The sequence below is a fragment of the Pseudomonas sp. TMW 2.1634 genome, from assembly GCF_001703595.1.
In the GTDB taxonomy this organism is placed as follows: domain Bacteria; phylum Pseudomonadota; class Gammaproteobacteria; order Pseudomonadales; family Pseudomonadaceae; genus Aquipseudomonas; species Aquipseudomonas fragi.
On the sequence record NZ_CP016849.1, the window covers coordinates 3,191,205 to 3,211,531 of the forward strand.

At 58.1% G+C, this 20,327-nt stretch carries 8 protein-coding genes and 4 rRNA genes; 1 reads left to right on the forward strand and 11 read right to left on the reverse strand.

Annotation, left to right across the window (positions count from 1 at the left end; all coding sequences use genetic code 11):
- Positions 1 to 3: 3 nt before the first annotated feature.
- Positions 4 to 1,518 carry a CoA-acylating methylmalonate-semialdehyde dehydrogenase gene (locus BFC21_RS15215; protein WP_016783538.1) on the reverse strand — a complete coding sequence of 505 codons (1,515 nt, stop codon included), beginning with the start codon at positions 1,516 to 1,518 and terminating at the stop codon, positions 4 to 6.
- Positions 1,519 to 1,632: 114 nt separating this feature from the next.
- Here BFC21_RS15215 and BFC21_RS15220 point away from each other — a divergent pair, with 114 nt between their 5' ends.
- Entirely contained in the window at positions 1,633 to 2,580 is a 948-nt protein-coding gene (locus tag BFC21_RS15220; RefSeq protein ID WP_016783539.1) for a LysR family transcriptional regulator, read from the forward strand.
- A gap of 124 nt (positions 2,581 to 2,704) precedes the next feature.
- On the opposite strand, the gene BFC21_RS15225 is transcribed toward BFC21_RS15220, so the two are convergent.
- From BFC21_RS15225 to rrf (BFC21_RS15280), 10 genes are all read right to left on the reverse strand, one after another.
- Positions 2,705 to 3,208 (reverse strand): OmpA family protein, encoded by a 504-nt coding sequence (locus tag BFC21_RS15225; RefSeq protein WP_088378252.1) that lies wholly within the window; start codon positions 3,206 to 3,208, stop codon positions 2,705 to 2,707.
- 8 nt (positions 3,209 to 3,216) lie between these two features.
- Positions 3,217 to 4,488 carry a diguanylate cyclase domain-containing protein gene (locus BFC21_RS15230; RefSeq protein ID WP_088378253.1) on the reverse strand — a complete coding sequence of 424 codons (1,272 nt, stop codon included), beginning with the start codon at positions 4,486 to 4,488 and terminating at the stop codon, positions 3,217 to 3,219.
- Positions 4,485 to 5,060 (reverse strand): YfiR family protein, encoded by a 576-nt coding sequence (locus BFC21_RS15235; protein ID WP_088378254.1) that lies wholly within the window; start codon positions 5,058 to 5,060, stop codon positions 4,485 to 4,487. The genes BFC21_RS15230 and BFC21_RS15235 overlap by 4 nt, the downstream gene beginning before the upstream one ends.
- A 216-nt stretch (positions 5,061 to 5,276) precedes the next feature.
- On the reverse strand, positions 5,277 to 7,361 hold the full coding sequence (gene recD, locus BFC21_RS15245; RefSeq protein WP_088378255.1) for an exodeoxyribonuclease V subunit alpha: 2,085 nt from the start codon (positions 7,359 to 7,361) through the stop codon (positions 5,277 to 5,279).
- Complete coding sequence (recB, locus tag BFC21_RS15250; protein ID WP_120266317.1) at positions 7,358 to 11,047, reverse strand: exodeoxyribonuclease V subunit beta; 3,690 nt, start codon at positions 11,045 to 11,047, stop codon at positions 7,358 to 7,360. The genes recD and recB overlap by 4 nt, the downstream gene beginning before the upstream one ends.
- Positions 11,047 to 14,496 (reverse strand): exodeoxyribonuclease V subunit gamma, encoded by a 3,450-nt coding sequence (gene recC / locus BFC21_RS15255; RefSeq protein WP_120266318.1) that lies wholly within the window; start codon positions 14,494 to 14,496, stop codon positions 11,047 to 11,049. Before recC ends, recB begins: the two co-directional genes overlap by 1 nt.
- Before the next feature lie 166 nt (positions 14,497 to 14,662).
- A 5S ribosomal RNA gene (gene rrf / locus BFC21_RS15260) occupies positions 14,663 to 14,778 on the reverse strand.
- Positions 14,779 to 14,924: 146 nt separating this feature from the next.
- A 23S ribosomal RNA gene (locus BFC21_RS15265) occupies positions 14,925 to 17,816 on the reverse strand.
- Between the two features lie 323 nt (positions 17,817 to 18,139).
- Positions 18,140 to 19,676, reverse strand: a 16S ribosomal RNA gene (locus BFC21_RS15270).
- A gap of 479 nt (positions 19,677 to 20,155) precedes the next feature.
- Positions 20,156 to 20,271, reverse strand: a 5S ribosomal RNA gene (gene rrf, locus BFC21_RS15280).
- The 16S, 23S and 5S rRNA genes sit together here, the layout of an rRNA operon.
- Positions 20,272 to 20,327: the final 56 nt, after the last annotated feature.

Genomic DNA, 20,327 nt, shown 5'->3' on the forward strand with positions numbered 1-20,327 from the left:
CCCTCAACGAAGGTGGATGGTGGTGTTGACGCCATCGTTCACGCTGTCATCGTCGAACCAGCGACTGGTGACGGTCTTGGTTTGAGTATAGAACTGCACCACTTGCTTGCCGTAAGGGCCAAGATCGCCGAGTTTCGATCCACGGGAGCCGGTAAAGCTGAAGAACGGCACCGGTACCGGGATCGGGATATTGATACCCACCTGGCCCACATCGATTTCGGTCTGGAACTTGCGCGCCGCTGCGCCGCTTTGGGTAAACAGGCCGGTGCCATTACCAAACGGGTTGGCATTGACCAGTGCGATGGCCTGGTCGAGGGTGTCGACCTCAATCACCACCAGCACCGGGCCGAAAATTTCCTGGGTGTAAATCTGCATATCGGTGGTGACCCCGGAAAACAGGGTCGGGCCAATAAAGTTACCTTGTTCAAAACCCGGCACCTTGATGTTACGGCCGTCCAGTTCCAGCACCGCGCCTTCCTTGATCCCGCTTTCGATCAGCCCCAGCACGCGCTCTTTCGCACGTTTGGAGATCACCGGGCCTACATCGGTGCCCGCCTCGCTGCCAGCGTTGACCTTAAGTTTTTGCGCCAGGGCCTTGAGGTCGGGCAGCCACTTTTTCGCCGCGCCCACCAGCACCACCACCGAGGTGGCCATGCAGCGTTGCCCGGCCGCGCCGAAACCGGCACCGACCAGCGCGTTGAGGGTTTGTTCGCGGTTGGCATCGGCCAGCACCACGGCGTGGTTTTTCGCGCCCATCATCGATTGCACGCGTTTGCCGTGACGGCCCGCCAGGTCATACACGTGGGTGCCGACGGCGGTTGAGCCAACAAACGAAACCGCCTTGATATCGGCGTGGGTGCAGAGCGCATCCACCACCTCCTTGCCGCCGTGGACGACGTTGAGCACGCCTGGCGGTACACCGGCCTCCAGCGCCAGCTCGACCAGCATCAAGGTCGACAGCGGGTCTTGCTCGGATGGCTTGAGTACGAAGGTGTTACCGCAGGCAATGGCCATCGGGAACATCCATAGCGGAATCATGGCCGGGAAGTTGAACGGCGTGATCCCGGCGCAAACGCCGATTGGTTGGCGCAACGTGTAGGTATCCACCCCGCCAGCGACGTTTTCGGCGAATTCACCCATCTGCAAGGTGCCGATGGAGCACGCATGCTCGACCACTTCCAGGCCACGGAAAATATCGCCCTCAGCGTCGGCAATGGTTTTGCCCTGTTCGGCACTGAGCACGGTGGCGATGCGTTTGGAGTGTTCGCGAATCAGCGCCTGCAGCTTGAGCATGATGCGCATGCGCGCGCCAATGGGCGTCAGCTTCCAGGTCTGGAAGGCGCGCTGGGCGGCAGCGATGGCGGCGTTGACTTCAGCGGCAGTGGCAAACGGCACTTTGGCCAGCACTTGCTGAGTGGCGGGGTTGACGATGTCGTGCCACTCGGTGGTCTGCGACTCGACCCATTCGCCATCGATCAGCAGGCGGGCGTTTTGGTACGGGGTGGTAGAAACGTTCATGGAAGTCTCCGGCATTATTATTTTGAGTGCGGGTGTCCAGATTGGTCGCAGGACTGTTTTTGGAGTATAGGTGTGCGTTCTTCTAATAAGAACGCACATAAAAGCCGGTCAAACATGCAAAAAAACATCACATCGCTAAGTGCATTGAACTGGGACGACCTGAAGTTTTTTCTTGAGGTGGCCCGCACCCGTAAAGCCAGCAGCGCGGCCAAACGCCTGGCGGTGGACTACACCACCGTGTCGCGGCGCATCAGCTCGCTGGAAGCTGCCCTCGGTACGTTGCTGTTTGAAAAGTCGCGCACCAACGGCTTCACCCTGACCAGCGAAGGCCAGCGTTTACTGGGCTATGCCGAGTCGATCGAAAGCACGCTGCACATGGCCTGCGAGCAGGTGTCGGGGTCGGGCGTGGCACTGTCCGGGCATGTGCGCATGGGCTGCACCGAGGGGTTCGGGAGCTTTTTTGTCACCCCCCAGCTCAGCCATTTTGTCGACGCCTACCCGGCCATTTCGGTGGATATCCTGCCACTGCCGCACTTTATCAGCCTGTCCAAGCGCGAAGCCGATATCGTGATCGCCCTGGAGCGCCCGGAACACGGGCCGTATGTATGCTGCAAACTATGCGACTACCGCCTGCAGCTGTATGCCACCCAGGAATACCTGGACCAGCACCCGCCTATCAACCGGGCGGCGGATTTGGCCGAGCATACGTTTATCAGTTATGTGGACGATCTGGCGTTCAGTTCGGAGCTGCTGTACCTGGCCAACGTGCTGCCCGGCGCCAGCGCCAACCTGCGCAGCACCAGCGTGATCGCGCAATTCGTGGCGGCGCAGCAGGGCCGGTCGCTGGCGATCCTGCCATGCTTTCTGGCCGCCCAGGATCCGCGCCTGCTGCCGGTGTTGCCGAATGAGGTCAACCTGACGCGGCAGTTCTGGATGTACTGCCGCGAGGACCTGCGCAAACTCAAGCGGATCACCCTGTTGTGGGATTACATCCGCGAAGTGACGGAGCTGAATGCACCGCTGCTACTGGGCGAAACGCGCGGGATGAAATTTGTGGACTGACCCCAAACCCTGTGGGAGCGGGCTTGCTCGCGATAGCATCACCGCGATCATTCAGGCAGATCGCGGTGCCTGAATCGCGAGCAAGCCCGCTCCCACAAAGATGAGGGGGACCAAGTACGAACCTCTAGTCGGCAATCACCACAATCGACACCCGACGGTTTTCCGTGCGCCCGGCGCGGCTGTTGTTGCTGGCTACCGGCTCGCGACTACCTAACCCACGGATTTGGATATTCTCCGGGCGCATGCCAACTTTGGTCAGGGCCTTGACCACACTGTTGGCGCGGCGCACAGACAGTTGTTCGTTGTAGGACTCCTTGCCCGACGAGTCCGTATGGCCGTCGACCCGCACGCGCTGGATATCTGCACCCAGCAGGGCCGTGCCGATGCGTTCCACGATTTGCTGGCTTTGCGCATTGAGCACTTCAAGGTCGCTGCCAAACAGCACTTTGCCCGACAGGCCAAATGCCCAGCCCTCTTCGGTCAACTCAAAGCCCTGCTCCTTGAGGACCGCAATCTGCGCCGGGGTCAGGCCCTTGGGCGGGGCAGTCTGGCAACCGGTCAACGACAATGTCGCCAACAATAAGGCAACGCTGAAAAACTGCAGATAACGCTGGGTCAATGCACGCATGTTGGGGGTTAGCTCCTGGTAATGACGGTGTTTGCGGGGTGCTCCGACTCCGCTACATGTTGCCCGCCTCGGGCGAGGCGCTTGGCCTGGTACATCGCCGAGTCCGCTGCGCAAAGCAGCTCCTGGGCACTTGCACCATGTTCCGGGTAAACCGCGATGCCGATACTGAGCGAGGTCACGACACACACTTGCCCCGGCAACTGGATCGGTTCAAGCATGCTGGCGATGATCTTCTCGGCGATGCGCTGGGCGTCTTCGACCTTGTGCATCGGCGTCAGCAAGATCGCAAATTCGTCACCGCCCAGGCGCGCCACAACATCGTCTTCACGCAACTGGGCACGGATGCGCGTGGCCACGGCCACCAACACCGCATCACCGGCGGCATGGCCATAGGAGTCGTTGATGTCCTTGAAGCGGTCGCTGTCGAGAAACAGCACGGCGGCCTTGTCCCGGGTTTTGTTGAGCGCACGCAGGGTGCGCGTCAACCGCGCCTCGAAGTACGCGCGGTTGGGCAGGTTGGTCAGCGAATCGTGGCTGGCCTGATGGGCCAGGGTCTCATTTTCGTTTTGCAGATGGCTTTGCCATGACTCCAGTTCGTCGAGCAGGGCATTGAAGTCGTTGCCCAGGCTGTCCAGTTCGGCAATATGCGCAGGCGGCACACGCCGATCGAACGCCCGCTCACGACGGGCGGCGTGGGCCACTTGTGCCAGTTGCTGCAAAGGCCCGGTAATCCCGCCCAGCAGCCGGCGCGACAGGTACAGCGCACTCCAGGCGCTGAGTGCCGTACACAGCAGCACGCCAAGCAGCCCGCTAAGCAAAAACCGCAGCATATTGGCACCGTGCCCGCGCAGGACCACGCGGCCAACTTCACGGCCCTGATGCAGGATCGGCACGGTGATCGGTTGCTCCAGCAAGCTGTCGGCCAAAAGCATTTCAACCCTCGACAACAGGCCGTTTTCGGGCCGCTGCCAATGCGCGAGCAGATCACCATCGGCGGTGTAGACCCGGGCCTCGGCGACCGCTTCGGTGGAGGCAATCAAGGCCAGTGCTTCGGTTGCCGCCCCGGGGTCGTCAAACACCACTGCCGCTTCCACGGTGTAATTGATGGAGCGGGCAATCAGGTGCAGGTTGTGATCGGCATAGACCTTGAGTGCCAGCACGCCCAGCAGGGTCATGGAGGCGCTGGCCAGTGTGACCGCGACCAGGGCCACGCCAAGATGCCCACGGCGCAACACCGAACGCAGCCGGCGACGCCGTTGCGGCGCATTCAACCCGCTCATGGCTGCGCCGCCCGACGGCGTGACAGTTGCAACACGCTGGGGTGAATACGCACGCCGCTGCGGGCCACGGAGTCGAGGTTGACCTCGAACGACACTTGCTCATCACGCACATGCAGGCAAAACAGGCTGCCCACGGTGCATTGGTCACCGTCTTCGCTGATGCTCAGTACCGCCTTGGTGCTGAAGCTGCTGAACAGACGGCTGCGCTCCTCGGCGCTCAGCTTGCCCAGGTAGACCGCGTTGCAACTGCCGGCGATGCCCGGGTCACTCGCCAGCACACGCCGCACCTGCACCGGCCGGCCAGTGGATTGCGTCGCGCCCTTGAGCAGGTCATCGGTGTATTCGGTGGGGCCAATCACGCACAACTGCAGTTGCGCCGGCTCTGTGGGCCAGCGCGCATAACTGAGGATGCCCAGCACCACCTGGGTCACGGCCCTGGCGCGTTGATCCGCCAGGTTGACGGGCGTTTGCGCCTGCACCAGGCAAGGAGTGCTCAGCAGTAACAGGCAAAAAGATAACAGCCGCAGCCGCCATCCAAAGTGCTGTTCTGTCGATGAGACAGCCACGTCCATGCAGGATTTCTCTGAGATCTTTATAGGAATAGTGTCGTAACGATAGCACGACATGTGTATTAACTGTGATACAGGTCACATTGGGCGCGCCATTTACTGTGGGAGCGGGCTTGCTCGCGATGGCATCACCGAGGTTTGCCAGGCAGACCGTAACGTCAGCATCGCAGGCAAGCCCGCTCCCACAAGAAAGCTCCCGGATCAGGACCGAGACTTTGGCTACCCCAACCCCAGCATCAACCCGCTCAGGCGCTTGACCTTGCGCTGCACGGCTTCTTCAAAAACCCCCGCGCGTGGCTCTACCAGGCTGAACCAGTGCTTGGCCCGGGTGATGCCGGTATAGATCAGCTCTTTGGTCAACACCGGGTTGAGTGCTTCGGGCAACACCAACGCCGTATGGGAAAACTCCGAGCCCTGGGATTTGTGTACGGTCATGGCATACACCGTTTCAACATCATTGAGCCGGCTTGGCAGGACAAAACGGATACCGCCCTGCCCGTCATTGCGCGCGAATGCCACCCGCAATACATGGCGCCGGGCCTGACCTTCACCCTCGGGAAGCATGAGGGCGATGCCAATATCGCCGTTCATCAGCCCCAGCCCGTAATCGTTGCGGGTCATCAGCACCGGGCGGCCTTCGTACCACTGCTGGTCGCCATCAATCAACTTGCGGGCAAACAGGGCGCGGGTGATGCGCTCATTCAGGCCCTCTACGCCCCACGGCCCCTTGCGCACGGCGCAGAGCACCTGAAAGGCCTCGAACGCTTGCAGCACATGCCCCGCCCAGGCCGCCCAGCGCGGGTCTTCAAGGCCGCTGCGGGTGTCAGGGCGCTGCTCGCGCAACCGCTCAATATAATGCCGATAGCCTTTGGCCTCAGCGCCACGCCCTTCCAGCGCCAGACGTTCAAAGGCGCGGTCCTGCTCGCCCTTGAGGGGCAGCGCAAAAAGGTCGGCATGGTTGCCTGCAGCCAGCAGGGCGCGTGCCTCGCGGGGCAACTGCTGGTTGACCAGGCGCGACAGCTGGCCAATACCGCTGCCCTCACCAAAACGCCGCGAGTGGCGCAGCATCACCACTTGCTGGGCCAGTGGGTGCGTACCGTCCAGGTCTTGCTGCAAGTCGCTGGCACCGAGGTTTTCGCCACTGACCTGCTCCAGCCAGCTACGGGTTTGCGGGGTATACCAGCCCGCCTCGGCATCCCGGCACAAATCCCCCAATACGGCACCGGCTTCAACCGACGCCAACTGATCCTTGTCACCCAGCAGCACCAGCCGCGCATGGGCTGGCAAGGCATCGAGCAGATTGGCCATCATTTCCAGGTCAATCATCGACGCTTCGTCGACCACCAGCACGTCCAGCGGCAAACGATTACCCGCGTGATGGCGAAAGTGTCGGGTACCAGGGCGGCTGCCCAGCAGCCGGTGAACAGTGGTCACGTCGCTGGGGATTTTTTGCCGAACCTTGTCGTCTACTTCCAGGGATTTGACTTGCACGCTGATGGACTCGGTCAGCCGGGCGGCGGCTTTGCCGGTCGGTGCTGCCAGGCGAATGCGCAAGGGTGCGCCCGCCTCTACCGCCGGGGCTTGCAGCAACGCCAGCAAGCGCACCACGGTCGTAGTTTTACCAGTGCCGGGGCCGCCCGTGACGATGCTGAAAGCCCCGCGTGTAGCCAAGGCACACGCCAGTTTCTGCCAGTCAACCGGCGCATTCTGCGCCGGGCTACCGAACAGTCCGTTCAAACGTGCGGGCAAATCCGCCGGGGTGGCTTCAGCCACTGCCAGACGCTGGCGCAAAGCGCCGTCGATTCGACGCTCGTAAGCCCAGTAACGGCGCAAATACAGACGCCGCTCACTCAACACCAAGGGCCGGCTGGCCGCATCCGCAGACGACTGCCCGGCATGTTCGACCAGTGAGCTGGCTTGCAAGGCCTTGCACCAGGCCTCGCCATCCAGCGCTTCAAGCAGCTGCGAAGGCAGCAACATGGCGCCGGTTTGCACATCGCCTTCGGGGGGCAAAGACAGCGCGAAATCGGGTTCTTTCAGGGTTTCGAACAAATCCAGGCACACATGCCCGTGGCCCAGTTGATGGCTGGTCAACGCCGCGGCCAGCAGCACCAGCGGATCACCCTGGGGGTCACGCTCATGCAAGAAAGCCACGAAGGCCTTGTCCAGAGCACGCAACCAGCCACGTTCGACCCAGCGTTCGAGCAACAGCAGCAAGTCCTCGGCGCGGCCCAGGGGCTGCAACAAGGCCAGGCTTTCGGCCGTCAACGGCGTAGGCAACAGCTCGGCAAACGAACGACTCATAACAACACTCCCTGTTCCCACGCCGGTTCAGCTGTTTTCGGCAGCGGTTTGCCCTGGAACATCAGGTCCAGGCTTTCGATCAATAGTCTGGGCGGGCGGGTGAAAAATACGCCCTGCCCCTGGGAGCGGGTGCCACGCAAAAACAGATACAGCGCGCCGCCCATATGCTGGTCGTAGTCATAGCCGGGTAGCCGCGCCTTGAGCTGACGGTGCAGGGCCAGCAGGTACAGGACGTACTGCAGGTCATAGCGGTTATCCAGAATCGAGGCGGTCATCGCTTGCTCGGTGTAGGCCGAATCATCAGCACCCAGCCAGTTCGATTTGTAGTCCGCCACGTAATAACGGCCCTGATGCTCGAAGGTCAGGTCGATAAAGCCCTTGAACATGCCATTCAACAGGCTCGGCTCAGCCCCCGCCCGCGGCGCACCGCCGTGGGTATGCTGGCGCACCAGTTGATCCATCTGCACAACATCGACCTTGTGGCTGGCAAACCAGAATTCCATCTCAATCTGGTACTGGTTCAACTCACTCAGGACCACAGCAGGCTGACCGTTATTCAGGCGCAGCGGTTCATCTTGCAGATGCTGCAACCAGTCACTCAGGGTCTCGATCCAGCCTTGCCAGCCGCGACGGTTGCAGCGGCGCGCCACGGCATCCTGGAGCGCCTCGGGATCCGCCTTGAAACCTTCACTGCCGGCCCATTCGAGCAGACCGTGGAGAAAGGTGCCGGGATTCGGCCCGCGGGGGAAGCGGTGGATATCGCCGCCGCTGAGTAACACATCACGCGGCGCATCCGGGTCGAGTCGTTCATCGTCCGAGAGCTTTTGCGCCAGGGCGCTTTCCGGTGCTTCGGCGGGGCTGAGACTGTCACCGATACGCAATGCGCTGTAGGAAGCAATCCACCAGTTTTCGGCGGCGCGGCGGCTCGGGATCAGCGGTTCCAGCAAGGTGGCCTGGTTGAGCGGTGGATAAAAATGCGCCTCGCCAGCGGCTGGTACGGCTTCGCACTGCAGGGCGTCGCAACCTTGCTGCACCTCGGCCAGCCAGCTCTGCAAGCCTGCGGACTCGGCCAGCATGGCACCCCCTCCGAGCAAATACCCCAAGGCCGAAAGGTGCAGCACCGAGCGATTGTTGTTGCCGCGCTTGAGGTCGGCAACCCCCAGCCAGCACGCATGCTGGGCGCGGGTCAGGGCGACATAGAGCAGGCGCAAGTCTTCGGCCAGACGCTCGTCGTCGGCCTGGGCGATCAGCTCTGGCGTCGGTTTCAAACTCACTTGGGCATTGCCAGCGGCATCGTGGAAATGCAGCGGCAAACGGCTGCCATCCACCGGTTTTGCCGAGCAAATAAACGGCAAAAACACCAAGGGGTATTCCAGGCCCTTGGACTTGTGGATGGTCACCACCTTGACCAGTTGCTCGTCACTTTCCAGGCGCAGGATCTGCTCTTCACCCGCCTGACCGGACAAGGCCAGATGCTCGGCCAAATGGCGAATCAGCGCCTGCTCACCGTCCAGTTCGGCTGCGGCTTGCTGCAACAATTCGGACAAGTGCAAGACATTGGTCAGCACGCGCTCGCCATCAGGGCGGGCAATCAGCGCCTGGGGCAGCTCAAAGTCGTGCAGTAAACGGCGCAGCATGGCGAGCACCCCTTGCTTGCGCCAGGTTTCGCGGTAACCACGGAACTGCATTACGCGTTTTTCCCACGCCAGTTCATCCTGGTTCAGACGCTCCAGTTCAACCAGCGGCAGGTCCAGGGTGATACAGGCCAACGCGGCCCGCAGCGGGCGCTCGACGTCCGGCTCGGCGCAGGCCTTGAGCCAGGCCAGCACATCATGTGCTTCCTGCGCGGCGTACACCGAATCCTTATCCGACAGGTAAACACTTCGCACGCCACGGGTAGACAATTCTCGTCGAACCGCTTGGGCTTCCTTACCGTCACGCACCAGAATCGCGATGTCGGCAGGCAATACGCCACGCAGTGCTTCGCCGTCCTTGATAAAGCCGCAACGCCCTTGCTGGCCGCCATTGAGCAGCTCGACAATCTGGCTGGCACAAGCGGCCGCCAAATGCTGACGGTAAACAACCCCTGACAGCGGTTGCTCGGAAGGCAACTGCCAAAGGGTCAGGGCGCTGACGGGCTGACCATCGAGCTGCAGGACTTCCTTGCGCCCCTGGGATCTGACCGAAACAAAAGGCACAGGGTTTTCAGAACCTTCGCGGAACAAAAATGCACCCCGACCGCTATCGCGCAGCTCGGCCCGTTCAAAGACATGATTGACGGCCTTGACCATGGCGTGGCTGGAGCGAAAGTTGGTGTCCAGCGTGTGCAAGCGACCCGCAGTGGCCTGACGCGCGCGCAAGTAGGTATAGATATCCGCCCCGCGAAAGGCATAAATCGCCTGTTTCGGGTCACCGATCAGGAACAGACCGGTATCGGGGCCGTTGTCTTCAATCCGGTAGATCGTCTCGAAGATACGGTACTGCACGGGGTCGGTGTCCTGGAATTCGTCGATCAGCGCCACCGGAAACTGTTCACGAATCAGGGTCGCCAGACGCTCGCCGCCTTCAGCCTGCAAGGCCGCGTCCAGGCGCAGCAGCATGTCGTCGAAGCCCATTTCGGCACGGCGGCGCTTTTCTTCTTCAAAACGCACACTCACCCAGTGCGCCGCATGCTGCAGCACCGCGGCGTCCGGGCTCGGCAAGGCATCGAGCGCAGCCTTGAGGCCGGGCATGGCATCCAGCCCCGGATGCTGCGGAGCCGCGTCTTTCCAGGCTTCGGCCATGCCGTCGGGGGTCAGTCGGGTAAAGCCGGTACCCAGGTCAAGTTGCTCCTGGGTGTCATCCGCAGCCCAGGCGCTGAGTTTTTCAAACCAGGGTTCGAAATAGCGGGCCTGCATTTTCCGACCGTCGACGGCTTTAGCGGCCACGCCTTGCAGGCAGATTTCGCGCAGCTCTTGTGCCCATTGCAGCCAGGGCGTCTTGAGTTGCGCCAACGCCTCACGGCGCTCCTGCAAGCAGGCTTCGATCATTTGTGCGGGCGTTTGCTCCGCGTTAGCGGGCTGGCGCGAGCTGCCAAACAACGCACGCACGCGCGGCATCAAGGCGGCGGGGCCGCTCCAGTTGGCGCGTACCCAGTTCAGTGCATCGCCCTGCATGGGGTAGCAAAACAGCCGCCAGTAGTCGCGCAGCACTTCGCCCAGCAAATCGCTGTGATCGGTTTCCAGGGTCTGGGTAAACAGGCTGCCGCTGTCAAAAGCGTGCTCGCGCAACATGCGCTGGCACCAGCTGTGGATGGTCGAGACCGCAGCCTCGTCCATCCACTGCGCGGCAATATCCAGACGTCCGGCGCAAGCGGCCCACTGCTCGGGAGCAAACTGGTCCCGCAGCTCTTCGACCAGCCCATCCGGAGCGTCAATCTCGCCCCGAAAATACCGCGCGGCTTCTGCCAGGCGCGTGCGGATGCGGTCGCGAAGTTCTTTGGTAGCGGCATCCGTAAAGGTCACAACGAGAATTTGCGGCGGTAATAATTCACGGCCAAAACCGGAGGTTTCACCGCCATGGCCCAGAATCAGACGCAGGTAGAGCGCCGAGATAGTGAAGGTTTTGCCGGTGCCGGCACTGGCTTCGATCAATTGGCTGCCGCGTAGGGGGAATGCCAGGGCCAGTGGTAAAGATTGCTCGCTCATTAGCGGGATGCCTCGCTGTTCAATGAGCGCCAAGGCGCATCAAAGAGGGGTCGATAGAGGGCATCGCACCACTCTTCAAATTCGTCGCCAGCCATCAAGGCCGCGTAGTCAGGGAACTGACGGGCCAGTGCTGCGCTTTCGCGGCGTTCGCCATCGCTGGTCTGGCCATCGCCCTCATAAGCTTTTTGCGCAGCCACAGCGGCCTTGCCCGAATCGGTCTGGGCCAGCCAGGCGAAAGCGGTTTTAACGGCTACTGGCAGCGGGTGGCTCATGCCGACTTTCCAGGCCACCAGCAAGTTGCCCAGAATCTCCCGGGCCTGTTTGGTTTCCAGTGGCTCGAGCAGCAAGGTGTCGTCACTGGCCACCAGCGCGGTGGTCATCTGCAAGCCACTGGCGCACGCGGCCAGATGGTTGACCCACGGCCGGGTCAAACGGTGCCATTTACGGGTTTTAATCGCACCAATACTGTTGGGAATGGTGGTGATGGACAGCAGGCCTTGATCACTGCGTTGGTGCAGGTTGCCGAGCCAGCCTTCCAGCGTCAGGCCGTGGTCCTCAAAACTGAAGGGCAGCGCACTGTTCAGCGGCACTGGCCAGAGGGCCAGGAGCTGCTGATAGCGTTGCAGTACATCGGGCAAAGGCTCGATCAGTTCGTGCTGCAGGCATTCGCCAAATCCGGCCATAGGCAACAAACCGCTGCCTTGCAGGCGTTGGGCGCGGCTGTGTAAGGCACTTTCAAGCTGATCGGGCTGCGCCAGTGCGGCTTCGAGCAAACTGTCACTTAAGGTGTAGCGTTGCAATGCATCGAGCACGAAAGGCTCTTCATCGGCCAAGGGCACTTCGGCTGCCTCGAAATACACTTTCAAACGCTGGCTGAAGAAGTGACGTACAGGATGACGCAAAAAATCCTGTAGTTGCGTCAGATTTAATGGTTCTTCCTGTACATGCTCACTTAGCGAACCGGCTGGTAGCGGCTCTGGCTGTGGCGCGTGCAGTCGCTGCCATTCGCGGGCATAGCTGAATAGATTGGCGTTGCCTTCATGAAAATAGCGGGTACTGAAAGGTTGCAGCGGATGCTCTTGGGTCATGGCTTGCAGCAGGTCACCACCGCCTTCCAGGTGCCAGCCACTGGCAAGGTGGTCACGCAACTGACCAATCAGCACGCAGGCAGGACGCTCGCTATTGTCGCGAATACTGCGCCCTACCCAACTGATATAGAGCTGATCCCGTGCCGAAAGCAGCGCTTCGAGCAACAGGTAACGGTCATCTTCGCGGCGGGAACGGTCACCCGGGCGGTAATCGCTGCCCATCAGGTCGAAGTCCAGCGGCGGCTGTGCCCGTGGGTAGTCGCCGTCGTTCATGCCCAGCAGGCAGACCAGCTTGAAGGGGATGGCCCGCATCGGCATCAGGGTGCAGAAGTTGACCGCCCCGGCCAGGAAACGTTGTGACAACTTGCCCTGATCAAGCCCGGTAAGCCAAGCCTCGCGTACTACGGTCAGTGGTAACTCATCCTGCAGACCAACCAGCTCACAGGTTTCGAGCCAGGTTTCTCGCAGCTCTTCAAGCTGGGCCAGCAGGTAGTCGTCGTGTTCGGTTTCGGCCTGGAAAAACAGCTGCACCAAGGCCTGCAGACGCTCGCCCCATTGCTGCGGCAGCGCCGGTTGCGAGAGTTCCTGATGGGCGATCTCCAGCGCATCGAGCAAAGCCACCAGCGGGCCGATCAGTACAGCGTCCAAACCGCCGATTTCATCATAGGGTTCAATACCATCGCAGGCCTCACCACTGCCCACGGCATAGCCGAGCAACATGCGGCGCAAGCCAAAACGCCAACTGTTCTGTTCCAGGTGCTCGGGCAAACCAAGGCCTGCGCGCTGTTGCGCATTCAACCCCCAGCGAATGCCGGCGCCTTCGATCCAGCGATGCAAGGTTGGCAAATCGCGCTCCTGCACCTTGAAACGGGCGCGCAGCGAAGGCACGTCGAGCAAGTCGAGGATTTCACTGACGGGGAAGCGGCTGTCAGGCAGTTTGAGCAGGTGCTCAAGAGCAATCAGCAACGGATCACGGCCGCGCTGCCCCTGGTCAGCCAGGGTGTAGGGAATAAAGCGCCGATCATCACGTTCGATCTGCCCGAAAACAGCCCGGATATGCGGCGCATAACTGTCCACATCCGGCACCATCACAATCACATCGCGTGGCTGCAACTGAGGGTTTTCGCTAAATCGTGCAAGTAACTGGTCATGCAGGATCTCGACTTCTCGTTGCGCACTATGGGCAACGTGGAAGCGTATTGAGCGATCCTTTTCCAGATCAATCGCGGGCCACAGCTCGCGGGTTTCGTTGAGCGGGCGCAGCTCAAGGATATCGTCCTGCAATTGGTTGAGCAGGTTCAGCGGCTCGATTTCACTGAACAGGTCGATGCGACCATCGCGAAAAGCCGCGCGATAACTGTTGGGGTCGTCATAGCTGTCGAGCAGGTTGATGTAGTCGCGGCCTTGCTTGCCCCAGGCAGCGAGCAAGGGGTGGGCGTGCTGGTGCAGGGTATCCAGATCAAGGGCCGTAGGCATTCCGCTCTTGCGGGCCTGACGTTTGTACTGATGACGCAGCAGATCTTTATCGGCAACGATGTCAGACCAATGATGGCGACAGGGGTTATGCACGCACAACAAAACCTGGCTGAAACGGGCCAGCCCGGCCAGGGCCTCAAGCGCCTGAGCCGGCAGTGACGAGATGCCAAAGACGATTACCCGAGCTGGCAAACCGGGCGGCGCTTGCTCAAGGCTGTTGATCTTGTCCATAAAGCGCTGATGAACACCGGCACGGCTTTGGGACATACCCTCCTCACCGACATCAAGCAGGAGCGCACGCCACAACTCGGCCTGCCAACAATTGGCCGGGCTCAGTGCCGGGCTTTCGCCTCGGGCATTGCGCAGTTGATGGCGACCGGCAGCCCAGTCTTCAAGCCAGTCGGCACGGTAGACCTGGTATTGGTCGAACAGGTCAGCAAGGCGTTCCGACAGTTGATAGCGTTTGCGCAAATCGCTGTCGTGAGTGAGGAAGCGTTGCAGCGGCTCGAAATGCGGCTGATCAATAAGGGCTGGAAGCAGGCGCATCAGACGCCAGGTCAGCGGCGCTTTATCGAGCAAGGACTTGGCGGGAATTTCTTCGCTGCCCAACACCAGTCGATAGAGCTGCCACAAGAACGTGCCCGGGAGTTGCACATCGATAGCTGCCGCGATGCCGCAGCCACCGAGATCATCGTCCTGGGTATCTTCGGCCAGAGCCAACTTCAGCCATTGGGCGATGCCGTTACTCTGCACCAGAGCAATCTCGTTCTCCAAAGGTGCCAGTGGGTACAGGCGCATCCAGCTGACGACCAGGTTGCGCAACTCATCCAGGCGGTTGCCATGAACCACCATAAATCCCGCATTGAGAGACGTAGCAACCGGCATGACGGCATCCTTAGGAAAAGGCAAAATCCAAAGGCGAACCTTAACATTGCTCGACCAGATGGGTGGAGTTCAAGGTGTGAGAAGAGGAGTGAGACGCGCCGAAACTTTTCTCGGCGCAAAAACAAACCCCCTGTCTGCGTGAGCAGACAGGGGGTTTGGAATTTAATCTTGACGATGACCTACTCTCACATGGGGAAACCCCACACTACCATCGGCGATGCATCGTTTCACTACTGAGTTCGGGATGGGATCAGGTGGTTCCAATGCTCTATGGTCGTCAAGAAATTCGGTAGCCAGGTCGTTTGCCTTACGGCGCACGCTCCAGCGAATGGGTATGTAATAGTTGGTGTTTTGTGAACCGCAAACTTTCGGTTTGTATCGTCTTCACACACCGCAATTCGCTTCTAAGCAAATTGCTTGGGTGTTATATGGTCAAGCCTCACGGGCAATTAGTATTGGTTAGCTCAACGCCTCACAGCGCTTACACACCCAACCTATCAACGTCGTAGTCTTCGACGGCCCTTTAGGGAACTCAAGGTTCCAGTGAGATCTCATCTTGAGGCAAGTTTCCCGCTTAGATGCTTTCAGCGGTTATCTTTCCCGAACATAGCTACCCGGCAATGCCACTGGCGTGACAACCGGAACACCAGAGGTTCGTCCACTCCGGTCCTCTCGTACTAGGAGCAGCCCCTCTCAAATCTCAAACGTCCACGGCAGATAGGGACCGAACTGTCTCACGACGTTCTAAACCCAGCTCGCGTACCACTTTAAATGGCGAACAGCCATACCCTTGGGACCGGCTTCAGCCCCAGGATGTGATGAGCCGACATCGAGGTGCCAAACACCGCCGTCGATATGAACTCTTGGGCGGTATCAGCCTGTTATCCCCGGAGTACCTTTTATCCGTTGAGCGATGGCCCTTCCATACAGAACCACCGGATCACTAAGACCTACTTTCGTACCTGCTCGACGTGTCTGTCTCGCAGTCAAGCGCGCTTTTGCCTTTATACTCTACGACCGATTTCCGACCGGTCTGAGCGCACCTTCGTACTCCTCCGTTACTCTTTAGGAGGAGACCGCCCCAGTCAAACTACCCACCATACACTGTCCTCGATCCGGATAACGGACCTGAGTTAGAACCTCAAAGTTGCCAGGGTGGTATTTCAAGGTTGGCTCCACGCAAACTGGCGTTCACGCTTCAAAGCCTCCCACCTATCCTACACAAGCAAATTCAAAGTCCAGTGCAAAGCTATAGTAAAGGTTCACGGGGTCTTTCCGTCTAGCCGCGGATACACTGCATCTTCACAGCGATTTCAATTTCACTGAGTCTCGGGTGGAGACAGCGCCGCCATCGTTACGCCATTCGTGCAGGTCGGAACTTACCCGACAAGGAATTTCGCTACCTTAGGACCGTTATAGTTACGGCCGCCGTTTACCGGGGCTTCGATCAAGAGCTTCGCGTTAGCTAACCCCATCAATTAACCTTCCGGCACCGGGCAGGCGTCACACCCTATACGTCCACTTTCGTGTTTGCAGAGTGCTGTGTTTTTAATAAACAGTCGCAGCGGCCTGGTATCTTCGACCGACAGGGGCTTACGCAGTAAATGCTTCACCTCCATCGGCGCACCTTCTCCCGAAGTTACGGTGCCATTTTGCCTAGTTCCTTCACCCGAGTTCTCTCAAGCGCCTTGGTATTCTCTACCCAACCACCTGTGTCGGTTTGGGGTACGGTTCCTGGTTACCTGAAGCTTAGAAGCTTTTCTTGGAAGCATGGCATCAACCACTTCGTGTTCTAAAAGAACACTCGTCATCAGCTCTCGGCCTTAGAATCCCGGATTTACCTAAGATTCCAGCCTACCACCTTAAACTTGGACAACCAACGCCAAGCTGGCCTAGCCTTCTCCGTCCCTCCATCGCAATAACCAGAAGTACAGGAATATTAACCTGTTTTCCATCGACTACGCTTTTCAGCCTCGCCTTAGGGACCGACTAACCCTGCGTCGATTAACGTTGCGCAGGAAACCTTGGTCTTTCGGCGTGGGTGTTTTTCACACCCATTATCGTTACTCATGTCAGCATTCGCACTTCTGATACCTCCAGCAAGCTTCTCAACTCACCTTCACAGGCTTACAGAACGCTCCTCTACCGCATCACCTAAGTGATACCCGTAGCTTCGGTGTATGGTTTGAGCCCCGTTAAATCTTCCGCGCAGGCCGACTCGACTAGTGAGCTATTACGCTTTCTTTAAAGGGTGGCTGCTTCTAAGCCAACCTCCTAGCTGTCTAAGCCTTCCCACATCGTTTCCCACTTAACCATAACTTTGGGACCTTAGCTGACGGTCTGGGTTGTTTCCCTTTTCACGACGGACGTTAGCACCCGCCGTGTGTCTCCCATGCTCGGCACTTGTAGGTATTCGGAGTTTGCATCGGTTTGGTAAGCCGGGATGGCCCCCTAGCCGAAACAGTGCTCTACCCCCTACAGTGATACATGAGGCGCTACCTAAATAGCTTTCGAGGAGAACCAGCTATCTCCGAGCTTGATTAGCCTTTCACTCCGATCCACAGGTCATCCGCTAACTTTTCAACGGTAGTCGGTTCGGTCCTCCAGTTAGTGTTACCCAACCTTCAACCTGCCCATGGATAGATCGCCCGGTTTCGGGTCTATTCCCAGCGACTAGACGCCCTATTAAGACTCGCTTTCGCTACGCCTCCCCTATTCGGTTAAGCTTGCCACTGAAAATAAGTCGCTGACCCATTATACAAAAGGTACGCAGTCACCCAACAAAGTGGGCTCCCACTGCTTGTACGCATACGGTTTCAGGATCTATTTCACTCCCCTCTCCGGGGTTCTTTTCGCCTTTCCCTCACGGTACTAGTTCACTATCGGTCAGTCAGTAGTATTTAGCCTTGGAGGATGGTCCCCCCATATTCAGACAAAGTTTCTCGTGCTCCGTCCTACTCGATTTCACTGCAAAGATGTTTTCGCGTACAGGGCTATCACCCACTATGGCCGCACTTTCCAGAGCGTTCCGCTAACATCAATACAGCTTAAGGGCTGGTCCCCGTTCGCTCGCCACTACTAAGGGAATCTCGGTTGATTTCTTTTCCTCAGGGTACTTAGATGTTTCAGTTCCCCTGGTTCGCTTCTTAAGCCTATGTATTCAGCTTAAGATACCTAACTTATGTTAGGTGGGTTCCCCCATTCAGACATCTCCGGATCAAAGTCTGTTTGCCGACTCCCCGAAGCTTTTCGCAGGCTACCACGTCTTTCATCGCCTCTGACTGCCAAGGCATCCACCGTATGCGCTTCTTCACTTGACCATATAACCCCAAGCAATCTGGTTATACTATGAAGACGACATTCGCCGAAAATTCGCTGCTCAATTAAGAGCAATCACAAATTTTACCTTAGCCTGAATAAACACCAGTGAAAGTGTTATCCAGTCTAACTTTCTATTACATACCCAAATTTTTAAAGAACGATCTAATCAAAAGATCAGAAATCAACATTCACCACCATCTGATGGAATGCTCATTTCTAAGCTTTACGACAGACAAACCGCAGATCAACTCTGCAGTTCTCGTCTTCTACAATGAATCAAGCAATTCGTGTGGGAACTTATGGAGCAGCTGATGTCGTCGATTAAGGAGGTGATCCAGCCGCAGGTTCCCCTACGGCTACCTTGTTACGACTTCACCCCAGTCATGAATCACACCGTGGTAACCGTCCTCCCGAAGGTTAGACTAGCTACTTCTGGTGCAACCCACTCCCATGGTGTGACGGGCGGTGTGTACAAGGCCCGGGAACGTATTCACCGTGACATTCTGATTCACGATTACTAGCGATTCCGACTTCACGCAGTCGAGTTGCAGACTGCGATCCGGACTACGATCGGTTTTATGGGATTAGCTCCACCTCGCGGCTTGGCAACCCTTTGTACCGACCATTGTAGCACGTGTGTAGCCCAGGCCGTAAGGGCCATGATGACTTGACGTCATCCCCACCTTCCTCCGGTTTGTCACCGGCAGTCTCCTTAGAGTGCCCACCATTACGTGCTGGTAACTAAGGACAAGGGTTGCGCTCGTTACGGGACTTAACCCAACATCTCACGACACGAGCTGACGACAGCCATGCAGCACCTGTCTCAATGTTCCCGAAGGCACCAATCCATCTCTGGAAAGTTCATTGGATGTCAAGGCCTGGTAAGGTTCTTCGCGTTGCTTCGAATTAAACCACATGCTCCACCGCTTGTGCGGGCCCCCGTCAATTCATTTGAGTTTTAACCTTGCGGCCGTACTCCCCAGGCGGTCAACTTAATGCGTTAGCTGCGCCACTAAGAGTTCAAGACTCCCAACGGCTAGTTGACATCGTTTACGGCGTGGACTACCAGGGTATCTAATCCTGTTTGCTCCCCACGCTTTCGCACCTCAGTGTCAGTATCAGTCCAGGTAGTCGCCTTCGCCACTGGTGTTCCTTCCTATATCTACGCATTTCACCGCTACACAGGAAATTCCACTACCCTCTACCATACTCTAGCTTGCCAGTTTTGGATGCAGTTCCCAGGTTGAGCCCGGGGATTTCACATTCAACTTAACAAACCACCTACGCGCGCTTTACGCCCAGTAATTCCGATTAACGCTTGCACCCTCTGTATTACCGCGGCTGCTGGCACAGAGTTAGCCGGTGCTTATTCTGTCGGTAACGTCAAGACACTAACGTATTAGGTTAATGCCCTTCCTCCCAACTTAAAGTGCTTTACAATCCGAAGACCTTCTTCACACACGCGGCATGGCTGGATCAGGCTTTCGCCCATTGTCCAATATTCCCCACTGCTGCCTCCCGTAGGAGTCTGGACCGTGTCTCAGTTCCAGTGTGACTGATCATCCTCTCAGACCAGTTACGGATCGTAGCCTTGGTGAGCCATTACCTCACCAACTAGCTAATCCGACCTAGGCTCATCTGATAGCGCAAGGCCCGAAGGTCCCCTGCTTTCTCCCGTAGGACGTATGCGGTATTAGCGTCCGTTTCCGAACGTTATCCCCCACTATCAGGCAGATTCCTAGGTATTACTCACCCGTCCGCCGCTCTCAAGAGAAGCAAGCTTCTCTCTACCGCTCGACTTGCATGTGTTAGGCCTGCCGCCAGCGTTCAATCTGAGCCATGATCAAACTCTTCAGTTCAAACATCTTTGGGTTTTTAAGAAACCCTAAACTTGGCTCAGCAATCGTTGGTTACATCTTTGATTTCTCGCGGAGTAACTTGTGATGCTGATAATCTTGTTGACTATCAGTCTGACTCCACAAGCACCCACACGAATTGCTTGATTCAGTTGTTAAAGAGCGGTTGGTCAGCTTTCGCTGTACCGAGGCGCGCATTCTACAGCAGCCTCTGTTGCTGTCAAGCGGTTATTTTAAGATGTTTTCAAAGTTTCCTCTGTAACATCAACCACTTGCGCTTTCGATATCTCGTTAGCGGGAGGCGAATTCTACAGTGTTACACACTGCTGTCAACGCTTTATTTCCTGCTTCTTTCGATTGAGATAATCGAGTGGTTAGCCAGGCAAATGGCCTGATTAACCGTACGAGCTTTTTACAAAGCTTGTACTTATATAAAAACAAAAACCCTGTCTGCGTGAGCAGACAGGGTTTTTGGAATTTAATCTTGACGATGACCTACTCTCACATGGGGAAACCCCACACTACCATCGGCGATGCATCGTTTCACTACTGAGTTCGGGATGGGATCAGGTGGTTCCAATGCTCTATGGTCGTCAAGAAATTCGGTAGCCAGGTCGTTTGCCTTGCGGCGCACGCTCCAGCGAATGGGTATGT